Here is a 12,996-nt window from a genome sequence, read left to right on the forward strand (position 1 = left end):
GATGAAAATTACGCTTTTGCCTGATACATACTTTATTGAAAATCTAAGCGTATCTCCATTACAGGATAGAATGTACTGCATATTTGATCTCGAAGGTACAGGCATTAATCCGTCTCTACGGATTTTCTGATTCGGTATTACGATCTGAATACAGATGGAATTCACAGGCACAATGCTTTGGCAGATTGTGGTGTGATCGCTGGTATCTTTGAAAGTATCCTTAGCGAATATGAGGAACTTCAATTGGATCATTTTACAGCCGATCCAAAGCAGATGATGAAACGTTTTGTTATACCAGAGATGTATCTGACTTGACGAGGAACTGGAGGAGAGATCAATGAGCAAAACGGATGTGGAGAAGCTACTGTTGGATCTTAACGAGGGACGGATTCTGACCCAGCAGACATTCGAAGGATTGGATGTGGAAATTTACTTGGATGAAAGGGATGCTTCTGCATTTGCTGACGAGTGGATGCAAGCTTTTGTACGATGGGCTCAAGATAAAGTGGTGGCTGAAGAAGAGGTGCTGCGCGCATGTAGGGAACAGGCGTTCAAACAGACCTTGGCTCTCACCGGCGAACCTGAGTTAGCGGGGTATGTGAGTGATGATATGGGTTTAATTGGTGCTGCATTGTTACAGGGTACGGCGAACGATTTCTTTGTGGATCAGTTGTTGGAAAGTTATCGTCAAGGCAGGTTGCCCCTGCGATAAGCGGGGGAGGACCAACAGGGTTGTTTTCGTTTGTATAAAAAAACAACATCAAATGTACATTGTGGGTCGGCTGAGGCATAAGGTACAATTCACCTAAGCAATCGATGAGAATGATAATCATTATATGTGAGATATTCTCACGGTTACATCAACAGATCACATAGGGGTGAAGGGTAACATGGTAGGTTTAGTTAAAGGTTTCAAAGGGTGGACGATTACATTACTGCTCATGGGTCTGGTTATTTCAGGATGTAGTACAAATACCGCTACGAATGCGGAACAGACTCCTGCAACTGAAAGTGGAGCTGCTGGAGAAAATACTTCTGGAAACGAGACAGAGCCTGCGACACGAGTTGTACAGGATGAATTTGGAGATGTGACGATTCCGGTTCAACCACAGCGGATTGCTGGAATATATGTAGAAGATTATCTGAAGGCGCTCGATATTACACCTGTAGTGCAGTGGTATCATCCATTGTGGGGTGTACAGGATTATTTAGGACTGGATGTTCCTCAATTTGATACTACGGGGAGTATTGAAGCTTTGTTGGAATATGATCCGGATCTCATCATTGTAGATGGTGGGGTAGATATGGAGAAATATGAGATGTACTCCAAGGTGGCACCGACATATCGTCTGCCTGAGAGCGTACTGCAGGATTCGAATCAAATTTTGAAAACCATTGCCGATGTTGTAGGGAAACCGGACAAGGGTGAAGAAGTTGCTGCGGCATTTAAGGCCAAGATTGCAGATGCTAAGGCGAAGTTGCAGGAAGCGGTTGGAGACGAGACTGTCGCAGTTGTCCGACTGAATGTTAACGATGATACACTGGCACTGTTCGGTGTGAAAAATCGGTTCACCGGATTTATTTATTCGGAGCTTGGCCTAACACCTCATCCTCTGGTTAACAAGATGGAAGAATACCAGGAAATTCTGTCTGAAGAGGCCGTGCCGCAACTTGATGCAGATCATCTTATTGTGTTCCCTTCCAATGGTGAATGGTCTTCTCCTGAGAACAAGGAAGCCTTGAAGGTACTTGACAGCAAATTGTGGAAATCTCTTCCGGCCGTTAAGAACAATCAGGTATATATTATGGAAAGATCACATTGGCAATCAGGTGCGATTACAGCAAATTCCATGAAAATTGATGATCTCTTGGAAAAATTGACTCCATAATTGAATCGATTACTTAAAGAAAGTTCTTCAGCCAGGGTTGAAGAGCTTTCTTTTTTCGTATACACTATTTTAAATGATAATAATTCTCAGTTAAGGACGATGAACATGTGCCCCACGATAATACAACTGATCCCCAAGCCCTGGCTATGCTCACTTCAGCATATGGAATACGTAGATCACCATCAATCTCATATCAATAAACGTTTGTTATACAGAATGTCGACTTCACACTCCATATTTGTTGTAACGTCTGGGAAAGGTTCAATAGTTTGCTCAGATCGGGAATCTCATCTGGAAAAAGGAATGATTATGTTTGTTCCGGCTGGAACATCCGTTAAAATAGAAGGTTCGCCTTGGACAGAAAGTGAATTGCAGTATTATAAGCTTGATCTTATGGTGGCTGAGTTGAAAGAAGAGACTTCGAACGCTTTGTCTAGAAGAAACACGGAGAAGCAGCAGGAACTTTCCCAAAGTCCAGATTCTCCGACATTATTACCGCTTATGCAACTCAGTTACAGTCCGTGGAGTTCCTGTCTGGAAGCCTTGGAACAAATACTGCGTCAACAGGTCACTGGCGATTGGCTGGAGCAATGGGAGGTACAGCTTCGTTTCCAGGAGTGGTTTCGTGCCTTGCTTCGCCATAGTGCCCTCGAAACAGAAGTACCCGATGACCGTGCCCGTCTTCAAAGTTCAATTCGTTATATTGGCGACCACTATGATCAGACCATAACCGTGGATGAGCTCGCAGCAGATATTGGTCTAACAAGAGCCAGCTACACTCGGCAATTCAAAAAAATTACGGGCAAGCTCCCGCTTGAATATGTAAATGCGGTTCGGCTGGAGCGCTCGAAGCAACTATTGCAGCTTACGGATGATCGCATCCATGAAATTGCACAGAATGTGGGATTTAGCAGCGAGTATTATTTTGGCCGCCGATTTAAGCAATACGCTGGTATTTCACCTGGGTTATACCGCCGTCATCACCGTCAAGAGGTTCGTGTCTTTGCTCCTTATCTGGAGGACTTTGTGTTGGCTCTTGGCGTAAAACCTGTACTGCAATGTTCGCATCATTCTTGGGGCAGGCAGCAATATTTGGGGTTGGATGACGTACCTGAATTTGATGTGAGCCAGATGGATGCGCAGTTTAATCTGGGTAATGTACCGGACTTTATCATGCTGGATAAGGGATATGATCGATGGAATCTGGACCGCTTCAAGCAGGTAGCACCTACATTTTACGTAGATCATTTGGGAGAGGACTGGCGCTCCATTTTAAGATCGACAGCCGATGTGTTAGGGAAGGTGAATCGGGTTCAAGATGTAATTGGTGCGTATGAGGACAAGGCAATGGAAGCTAAGAGTCGGTTAGCACGTTATATGCGTGGTCAAACAGTAGCTTTTTTGCGTATATCTGCTTCGGATATTACTCTCTATGGGGTTCAGCAGGGCTATGTCGGACCTGTAATTTATCAGGATCTTGGACTGACTCCGCACTCCCGTGTGCAGCAATGGACAAGACACGAGCGGAGGGTCTTCATTAGATTGGACCAGTTAAGTCAGCTTAATGCGGATCACTTGTTGATTACATTTGACACTGGAAATTCTGCTAAACCTGGAGAGGAGCGCGAACTGCTCGAAAGGGATGAATGGAAACGTCTGCCTGCGGTGAAGAACGGTAATGTGTATGAAGTAGATTTCATGTCGTGGATGAACTACGGTGTGATCTCTCATGGGAAGAAGATTGAGGATATATTGCGGTTTATGGCGTGATAATGAATGGTCTGTGAAATGTTTTTCGAAAAAATCAAGAAAATCATATAATTTTCAATAATATAAATTTGTGATGTAATTCACGGGCACTCTATTAATCTACTGGTATTATCCTTTTCGTTAATCTATAATCTGCTTGTTTAATAGACTAAATAAAGGAATTTTAATTAGATTGAGGAATATATTATATACAGATAGGATATAAACTAAAGGAGCAGATCAATGATAAAGGATAAAATTCCAATTTGGTTCTGGTGTACCTCGGTAGTAGTTGTCATTATGCTAGTATATAACTTGTTTCAAGTAGATTCTCGTATTAACATGCTTGCACTAGGCATACTAAATATTGCTAATGCCATTCGGATGTGGAAAAAATATCGGAACTCAGCAATTATATTTTTGATAATAGGTGTTCTTTGTGTAGTTTTATTTTTCAAATATCTATATCAATAATCATCTTGAAGCTTGACCGTCATATATCTGGCGGTCTTTTTCGTTTTTAAAAATCAAAACAGTGGAGGAATTACAATGAGCGACAAACTACAAAATAACAAACACGCTGGATTCAACATCAGAGAAAATATTATAACATTCCATTTTAATGTATAATATAGGAAAAATGAATTGGAGAATAGACATTCTATGCGAAAAAAAATCTGGGCCTCGCTTTTAGTAATAGCTGTTATTGGAATGACCCCTGTTACAGCAATATCAACGACTACGGTTGCCGAATCGCATGAAATTTCGGGTGAAGATCTTCCTGAAAGCTTAAGATATGATTCTAACCATCCAGATGTAATTTATGTGAAGGATTGTGGGATCTTCGAAAAAGTTGATTCGAGTTTAGTAGATTACGGCGAAGAAGAAGTTGTGTTCGATGATATACAAAAGGTAACAGATAAAACGAATGTAATTGTTGCTTATGATGCTATTTACATCAAAAAAGGTGAATGGGAATAGCTAATTCCTTAGATTTACAATCTGGAAGCGCAAGGAGAGATTGATTCTTCTTGGGCTTTTTCAATATCCAATAAAAAAATAAAAATTCAAGAATTTAGCTGAATTTTATAGATGAGCAAGTTTATGTTTAGACACATAAACATATATACACTAAAGTGTGCTTGTACATAAACACTTTAGGAGGATTCATGTGAAAACAACATTTTTTAAGAAAGTCGGATTATTTATTGGAGCATTTATTTTTACAATTGGTTTTGCATCTAATTCAGGGGTACATGCTGCGGTAGATTATAGCGGCGGGCTCATGGATAAGATGGTAATGACACTTAGCGATACTGAAAGCAAGGGGAGTAAATCTACATATGCATTAACAGATAATAATGAAGCTACAAGCGCGATTATAGAAAAATGGAACACGCCATCTACAGCGGTGGATCATGCAGTTGGAATCTTTAATGGAACAGTTACAGCGAATGCTATCCGTGTAAAAGCAGATTTTGATGTTTCAATTGGATTATTCGATTCCACTGGAAAGGCGATTTTACCGACGTATTGGTACACAGTAAAAGCAAATCAGGCTGATGGAAGATTAATTTATCTTCCTACAACGTACAAAGGAATAGCAAAAGTTAACTTGTTTAATTACTCCAATACACGGACAGTCAGTGTATCCGAGTTTCAGCTGTATAATATCACACCTCCAGCTAATCCATTAGATCTCGAAGCATCTGCAGATGAATCATCCATTGGATTGACATGGAATGAAGTAGCAACAGCAACCAGTTACACAATTAAAAGATCGACTACAGCAAATGGGCCATATACAACAGTGGCAACTGGCGTAAACAAGGCCAATTATACAGATCCAGATGTAACCTCAGGTACAACCTATTATTACATAGTGACTGCTGTTAATCCTATTGGTGAAAGTGTTAACTCAAACGAAGCATCAGCAATTATTGAGAGCAACGGTCAGGTTGATCCGGAACCAGAGCAACCAACCACACCAGAACCTGAAGAACCTACAACTCCGGAACAACCAGAGCAACCATCCACCAACCGTGCCATCTTTGTCGTCACCATGACAACGGGTTTGGAGAAAGAATTCGACCTAAGCATGAAAGAAGTAAATGATTTCATCAACTGGTATGAAGCCAAGCAAGCGGGAAGCGGAAAAGCTTCGTATGCCATCGATAAACACGACAACAACAAAGGGCCATTTAAGAGTCGGAAGGATTATATCCTGTTTGATCGGGTGCTGACGTTTGAGGTAAGTGAATACTAAAAATGTGAAGTTCCTTCAGCTTAGCTGAAGGGGCTTCTTTTTTGTTCACTACGATGAATTAGCGATATAAATCCATTGACATGTGTTGAGTGTGGCGACGAAGACCTAATGTTATGAATATATAAATACAGGTTAGAACAGCCGACACAGCACTACTGATCCAGATTCGTTCAAGCCCCGAAAAAGAGGAAAACAGCTGAAGCAAAAATTGAGCGATCCATCCCCCCAGTGTGATAAGGGGAAGTGCAATGCCCTGTGTACGCTTGTGAATTAAAGTCAGGAGTAGCATGGGACCAAGCATGCAACCATGCAATGATCCGAACAAATACAGGATTTGAATCGGCGTCATCGACACGGAAAGGGAAATGATGGTTGCTATAAACATGGCCATGCAAATGATGCTGTTCCGAGTACGTTTTTCACCAGAGTTGGCAAGGTTGAATTGTTCCATACATAATTTCAGAACGGCTTGAAACCGGCTCATATAGGACACCGTGAACATCAAAATTAGACATATAATCAACATTCCAAACAAAACGGGTGAATGGGTAATGGATAATAGCGGATAAATCAGAGACGGTATATTTGCCAGCCCACCAGAATGAATGGAGACCATCACGAGCAGTAGAAAAGCCATCAGCACGGTCGCATACATCATGCCGGACATCATAAATGCTGGCACAATTTTGGATCGTTCGATGTGAAATAGACGCTGCCAGGTAGCCGGATCAGCAATAACCTGTCCCAGTCCCACCAATATACCAGTTGCTATAAAAAGCAGGGCAGAATGGTTGTCGATCACAAGCATATAAGGATGATAGAGTCGAATTCCAGAGTAAACCGGGTCAACACCTTGCCGGATAAAATAAAACAAAGGAAACATGATGGCAACGCTGAAAGTCAGAATGACTTGGGGGATAGCCAATGCATAAAGTGTCTGTAATCCAATAAAACCTGCAAGCAAGGAGAAGATGACAATAAAAGCCGTTCGCCCAGCAACTTCGGGAAGATCAAATAATTGATGGAAGAAGAATCCGGACACCATTCCTTGCAGGAGCACCGTTTCCAGAAGTAATATCGCAAACAATCCTGTCATCAAACGAGCCCCTGAAGGTGTCAGTTTGGCTGTGAGCCATTGACTCATTGTTGCCGCATCACCGGAGTGGCTTCGCACATATTTACCCAACCACCCGAATAACATCAGCGCGAGGGCGGTAGCGAGAGAGTACCCCAAAGTGCCGTACAAGCCATAACGCATCAATGCTTCAGGCGAATCTACAATGTTGAGGCCGGTGAGCCATCTTCCAAGCAACGCAATAGTTCCAAGTCCAATACCCAGTTTGACAGGCGTCGCCAAATTTTCGTGGAAATGATTGTAACGCATCTTAATTCCTCTTCTCACGGAACTTTTTGGGTGGCATCCCCACATGTTTATGGAATTGTGTGCAGAAGTAGTGCTGGCTGTTAAAGCCACACCGTTCAGCAACGTCTGCAATATTCAAATCTGAATGGCGGTGAAGAAGCTGTTTGGCGTACTCCATTCGCAATTGATTCAGATATTCAGAGAAAGAGATGCCTACTTCTTCATGGAAGAGTCGGCTTAGATAGGTTGGATTCATGTGAACAGCTGAGGCGAGCCCGGAGAGATTGATTTTTCCTGAAAACTGTTTTTGCATAATCTGGAGTGCTTCCTGAATGACTTTGGACTGCACAGCTGGCGAGTCATTATGATCAAACTCATGCAGTACTTCAAGCAACTCCTGTTCAATAATGGGTTTGGTGATGTAATCCATAACTTTCAGCTTGATCGATTGACGAGCGTATTGAAAGTTGTGGTGTGCAGAGATCATGATAATATGAATTTCGGGGTGAAGACGGCGTAGGTCCTCGGCAACGAGCAGACCGGATTTGCCAGGGAGATTGATATCGAGCAGGGCGAGTTGAATCTGTACTTCTTGTCCAATCGAATTGGCTTGTGTTCCATCGGCAGCTTTGTAGAGACGCCAGAAAGGAAATTGAGGCTGAATTAGAAATTCCAGCTGCTCCAGTTCCAGAGGCTCGTCATCAACCAGCAATACATTCATGATGAAGTCCCCCTATTTGTGATGTATCGTTCTCTGTTTCTAATGAGCTTTCAATATCTCTTCTTGGGTATAGGGCCAACGGACCTCAACGACAGCTCCTCCTTGTGTTTCAGCGGATAAGCTGAGCGAACTCTCCTCACCAAAAAAGATATGCAGTCGTTTTCTGATATTTTCCAGCCCATGTCCTTGAATCATTTCATCTGAGGATATTGGTTTAAGACCCACACCATTATCGATTACGGTTAGCAACACTTGCTTTTGATTTCGAAGACAACGGATGGTTAACTCGACAGGGCCCATTTTTGGTTCAAGTCCATGTTTGAACGCATTTTCTACAATCGTTTGAAGCACAAAGGGAGGGATATAAGCATCAAGCACATTCTCATCGTAATCCGTTACAAGTCGCAAGCGTTCACCGAACCGCAGATGCTGAATCTCCAGATAATGACCGGTATAACGAATCTCTTCTTCCAGACGAATCATGGGCTCATCGGTATTGTACTTGAATTTGAGGAATTTGGAGAAAACCTCGAGTGCACCGACAACCTGTTCGGTACGACGTAGTCTGGCGAGACTGAGAATGACATTGAGGGTGTTAAACATAAAATGAGGCTGGATCTGTTGACTGAGCTGTACATACAGTGATTTTTGGAACTCTTTCTCCAGCTCGATCTGTCTTTTTTGCATCCGAAGCAAGTCCAGTTGTTTCTCGAAAAAAAACAAAATTAATAGCGCAATCGCCCCCACGATGGGAGCGATAATGAATATTAGGACGATGAGAGTAAATTGATCAAGATTAATCATGATGGTCCTCCATACTAGCATCGGGTGTATATTGAATCGGATAGAGCCATCCGTAAATCATAAAATTATTAAATTATGAAGTTGAAAGAGAAATGTATTGTCATATTAATTTATTTTGGTAAGTGATTCAATAGAGGGAAAGCATTTTGTAAATGGTGCCCAAAAAGGATTCATGATTTTAGGAAATCAGATGGCAGGCAGCCTGATGTCCCTCATGAATGGTGCGCAGTTCGGGAACTTCAGAAGAGCAACGATCAACTGCAAATGGACAACGTGTATGAAACCGGCATCCACTAGGTGGGTGAATGGGAGAAGGGATATCACCGGTTAAATGAACACGTTCTTTTGGCTGATTACGTTTCGTCGATGGAATGGAACTCAGCAGTGCGCGTGTATACGGATGTTGCGGGTGATCAAACAGCGATTTTTTATCAGCGATCTCGACGATTGTGCCCAAGTACATCACGATTACACGATCAGAGATGTGACGGACCACACCAAGATCATGGGAAATAAACAGGTAGGTCAGTTGATGTTGTTTCTGAAGTTTTTTAAGTAAATTAATAATCTGAGCCTGAATGGATACATCCAGTGCGGAGACGGCTTCGTCACAGATAATCAATCGAGGCTCCAGGGCAAGTGCTCGAGCGATACCAATCCGCTGGCGTTGCCCACCGCTAAATTCATGAGGCAAACGATCAATATGCTCCGGACGCAAACCAACATTGTCCATCAGTTCACGGATGCGTTCATCCTGTTTGCTGCGGGGGACGACTTTCTGAATCTCCAGTGCTTCCTTCAAAATATGCCGTACGGTCTGGCGTGGGTTTAAAGAGGCGAAGGGGTCTTGAAAAATAATCTGCATATCCTTGCGCATTCGCTTTAACTCAGCTTTATTTAACTCTAGAATGTTCTTACCCTGAAAATATATCTCTCCACTCGTTGGGTCATCGAGTCGCAGGATGGAACGGCCCGTCGTTGATTTGCCACAACCCGACTCCCCTACAATGCTGAGCGTTTCACCTGCATGAATCTGAAAGCTGATGTCATCCACAGCTTTGACATGGTGAACCACTCTGCCGAACAGGCCTCCTCGAATCGGAAAGTATTGTTTCAAATGCCTGATATCAGCAAGAACATCAGAACTCGAAAGTGCCGAAGATTTCATGTCCGTTGCGGATAATTGGTGCTTCACATGGATGTTTGTCATATCACTTTACTCCCTTCCTGATTCGAGATGTGCGGTTGGCCGCTTGCATCAGATCCACTCCAGTTTTCGTCATACATCCAACAGCGTACCGATTCTTCATCGGAATTCTTCAACAGCTCAGGCTGAGCCGTAGAACAGATATCTTTGCGGAAAGCACATCTGGGAGCGAATCGGCAACCTGAAGGCAGATCATAAGGACTCGGAATAGTTCCCGGGATGGCTAACAACTCATCCTGGTCTTCATCGATCCTTGGCAGTGACTGAAGCAGTCCCTGGGTATAGGGATGTTTGGGGTTATCAAATATGGAATCCACAGAGGCGTATTCAACAATCTGTCCTGCATATAGAACAGCCACGCGGTCACAGGTTTCTGCTACAACACCCAGATCATGTGTGATCAGGATGATGGACATGCCCATACGCTGCTGGAGTTGCTTCATCAGATCAAGAATTTGAGATTGTACGGTTACATCGAGCGCTGTCGTGGGTTCATCTGCGATTAACAGATCAGGTTGACAAGCCATAGCCATTGCAATCATGACGCGTTGGCGCATGCCACCACTAAGCCGAAAGGGTTCCTGATGCGCGCGTTCTTCAGGGGAGGGGATTCCTACCATGCGTAACAGTTCAACGGCTTTTGTCCAAGCTTCTTTCCGTCCCAGTTTCTCATGCAGCCTGAACACCTCAGCAACCTGTTCTCCGACTGTATAAACAGGATTCAGCGAGGTCATCGGCTCTTGAAAAATCATGGATATCTCTTTGCCACGAATGCGCCGCATCTGTTCTTCAGACTTGGTTAACAGATCCTCATTCTTGAACAAAATCTGACCTCCAACCGTTCGTCCCGGCCGACTTAGAAGCTGCATGATAGAGAGAGATGTCATGCTTTTTCCACAACCGGATTCTCCAACCAGACCTAGTGTTTCTCCGCGATATACACTGAAATCAATGCCATCAACGGCTTTGCTAATTCCTTCGTCCGTAAAAAAGTATGTTTGCAGTCCTTGTACTTCCAGCAACTTCTCCTGTGATACCATAGCCATGCGATTTCCTCCTCCTTAATCCATCTCAATCCTTTTGTTGAAGTACCGATATAACAGATCCACACCCAGATTCACGAATACAAAAATGACAGAAGCGACAAGTACGCCTCCTTGAACGACAGGTAGGTCTCTCATACGGATGGCATCAACGATCAATCGCCCCAGACCATTGATAGCAAAAACAGATTCGACCAGAACGGTCCCACCAAGCAGTGTTCCAAATTGCAATCCGATGACTGTGATTACGGGAATAAGTGCGTTTTTGAGGGCGTGTTTGTACACGATGAGTCTATTTTTCAGACCCTTTGCCCGTGCGGTACGGATGTAGTCCTGATGAATGACATCCAGCATACTGGAACGGGTCATGCGGGCAACGATGGCGGCTCCCGAAGCACCTAGCGTGATAGCAGGTAAGATGACGTGTTCCAGGCTTCCCCAGCCGGTAACGGGCAATAGATGATATTTGACGGAGAAAAAGGAGATTAACATCATGCCCAGCCAGAAGCTGGGGAGTGAGATGCCCAGCAGGGCAACCAGCATGATCAGGCGATCCGCTGTACTATGTTGGCGGGTGGCGGATACAATTCCCGCTATCATACCAAGTACAATCGTGATGACAATACTCGCGAGTGCCAATTGAATGGTGGTGGGCAAGCGAAGCATAATTTCGTCCATTACCGGATGGTCTGAGCGATACGAGGTTCCCAGATCTCCGCGAAACACATCGAGTACATATTGGATGTATTGCAGCAGAAGAGGTTGATCAAGTCCCAGATCATGGCGGATGGCTTGTACCGTTTCTTCAGATGCTCCGTCTCCGGCGATGAGAACGGCAGGGTCTCCGGGGACCATCTGCATAATGAGAAAGACGACTAGAATGACGCCGAATATAACAGGAACGGTCTGAATGAGGCGTCGCACAATGTAGGTCAGCATATATGATGTTCTCTTCCTTTCATGAGCAAAGTTATTTTAATTTGGGGTCAAGTGCATCCCGAAGTCCATCACCAAACAGATTGAAGCCGATCACAAGTGTAGAGATGGCAAGGCCGGGGAAAAGAGCCAAATATGGGGCACTGAACGTGTAATCACGTCCACTGCTTAACAGGGCGCCCCATTCTGCGGAAGGAGGCTGAGCACCCAGACCTAGAAAGGAAAGGCCTGCTGCGGACAGAATTGCAGTTGCGAGTCGCAACGTAATCTGCACGATAATAGGCGACATAATATTGGGCAATATGTGCACGAGAATGATTCGCAGATCACTTCCGCCAAGCGTGCGTATGGAATCAATGTATTCGAGCTTACGGACGGTCAGTGTTGAGCCTCTTACAATTCGTGCGAACATGGGAATGGAGAAGACGCCGACAGCAATCATGACATTGATCAGGCTTGCTCCCAGTGCACTAACAATAGCCAAAGCGAGCAAAATACCCGGAAAGGCTAGAAGGATATCCATGATTCTCATAATAATGGCATCCAGCCAGCCACCGTAGTAACCAGCTACCAGTCCCAGAAACACGCCGAAGATTGCACCAATACTTACAGCAGCAACACCGATTAATAGAGATAATTGTGTTCCGTAAATGATGCGGCTAAGCAGGTCGCGACCTTTATCATCCGTACCCATCCAATGATCCCAGGAGGGGAGAAGTAATTTGTCAGGCAGATGAATGTTATAAGGATCGTACGGAGCAATCCATGGGGCAAAAAGAGCAACAATAATATAGAAGAGAACAATGAGGCCTCCGGCAGAGGCTAGTTTGTTTGCTACCATACGGGTAAGAAACTTACGCAGTTGACCAGGTCTTATTACCGTGTGTGGAGCAGCAGGTGTGATCACAGATTGATTCATAGGAGCCTCCTTTATTGCTTATTATGTTAATAAAACTAACACACAATAATGAAAAATAAAGGATTTTTACTCATGAAGTAAAAATAACGAAAAATTAAG

General features: G+C 43.8%; 13 protein-coding genes. 6 read left to right on the forward strand and 7 right to left on the reverse strand.

All coding sequences use genetic code 11. From position 1 onward, the window contains the following. The first annotated feature begins 1 nt into the window (after position 1). The 6 genes from V6668_RS12820 (at position 2) to V6668_RS12845 (ending at position 5,904) form a co-directional block, all read left to right on the forward strand. The gene (locus V6668_RS12820; protein WP_282615749.1) at positions 2-130 is read left to right on the forward strand and encodes a hypothetical protein; all 129 of its coding nucleotides are present in this window, start codon (positions 2-4) and stop codon (positions 128-130) included. Between the two features lie 207 nt (positions 131-337). Continuing rightward, positions 338-712 carry a hypothetical protein gene (locus V6668_RS12825; RefSeq protein ID WP_051449706.1) on the forward strand — a complete coding sequence of 125 codons (375 nt, stop codon included), beginning with the start codon at positions 338-340 and terminating at the stop codon, positions 710-712. Between the two features lie 178 nt (positions 713-890). After that, positions 891-1,889: an ABC transporter substrate-binding protein gene (locus tag V6668_RS12830; protein ID WP_338708607.1), complete on the forward strand. Its 999-nt coding sequence runs from the start codon at positions 891-893 to the stop codon at positions 1,887-1,889. A gap of 216 nt (positions 1,890-2,105) precedes the next feature. Continuing rightward, positions 2,106-3,659, forward strand: coding sequence for a helix-turn-helix domain-containing protein (locus V6668_RS12835; RefSeq protein WP_338708608.1), 1,554 nt, complete (start codon positions 2,106-2,108; stop codon positions 3,657-3,659). 642 nt (positions 3,660-4,301) lie between these two features. After that, a complete protein-coding gene (locus V6668_RS12840; RefSeq protein WP_338708609.1) occupies positions 4,302-4,619 on the forward strand; it encodes a hypothetical protein in 318 nt (105 codons plus the stop codon). Positions 4,620-4,809: 190 nt separating this feature from the next. Next, a complete protein-coding gene (locus V6668_RS12845) occupies positions 4,810-5,904 on the forward strand; it encodes a fibronectin type III domain-containing protein (protein ID WP_051449708.1) in 1,095 nt (364 codons plus the stop codon). Positions 5,905-5,962: 58 nt separating this feature from the next. Here V6668_RS12845 and V6668_RS12850 read toward each other — a convergent pair whose 3' ends face one another. From V6668_RS12850 to V6668_RS12880, 7 genes are all read right to left on the reverse strand, one after another. After that, positions 5,963-7,288 (reverse strand): hypothetical protein, encoded by a 1,326-nt coding sequence (locus V6668_RS12850; RefSeq protein WP_036670596.1) that lies wholly within the window; start codon positions 7,286-7,288, stop codon positions 5,963-5,965. 1 nt (position 7,289) lies between these two features. Next, positions 7,290-7,988, reverse strand: coding sequence for a response regulator transcription factor (locus V6668_RS12855; RefSeq protein WP_338708610.1), 699 nt, complete (start codon positions 7,986-7,988; stop codon positions 7,290-7,292). Between the two features lie 39 nt (positions 7,989-8,027). Further along, positions 8,028-8,792, reverse strand: a complete 765-nt coding sequence (locus V6668_RS12860; RefSeq protein ID WP_036670598.1) for a sensor histidine kinase — start codon at positions 8,790-8,792, stop codon at positions 8,028-8,030. Positions 8,793-8,970: 178 nt separating this feature from the next. Beyond that, on the reverse strand, positions 8,971-9,960 hold the full coding sequence (locus V6668_RS12865) for an ABC transporter ATP-binding protein (protein ID WP_051449746.1): 990 nt from the start codon (positions 9,958-9,960) through the stop codon (positions 8,971-8,973). Positions 9,961-9,998: 38 nt separating this feature from the next. Continuing rightward, a complete protein-coding gene (locus V6668_RS12870; protein WP_051449747.1) occupies positions 9,999-11,039 on the reverse strand; it encodes an ABC transporter ATP-binding protein in 1,041 nt (346 codons plus the stop codon). Positions 11,040-11,060: 21 nt separating this feature from the next. Beyond that, on the reverse strand, positions 11,061-11,981 hold the full coding sequence (gene nikB / locus V6668_RS12875; RefSeq protein ID WP_036670599.1) for a nickel ABC transporter permease: 921 nt from the start codon (positions 11,979-11,981) through the stop codon (positions 11,061-11,063). Between the two features lie 31 nt (positions 11,982-12,012). Continuing rightward, complete coding sequence (locus V6668_RS12880; RefSeq protein ID WP_338708611.1) at positions 12,013-12,897, reverse strand: ABC transporter permease; 885 nt, start codon at positions 12,895-12,897, stop codon at positions 12,013-12,015. Between the last annotated feature and the right edge of the window lie 99 nt (positions 12,898-12,996).

This window comes from Paenibacillus amylolyticus (assembly GCF_036894225.1).
In the GTDB taxonomy this organism is placed as follows: Bacteria; Bacillota; Bacilli; order Paenibacillales; family Paenibacillaceae; genus Paenibacillus; species Paenibacillus amylolyticus.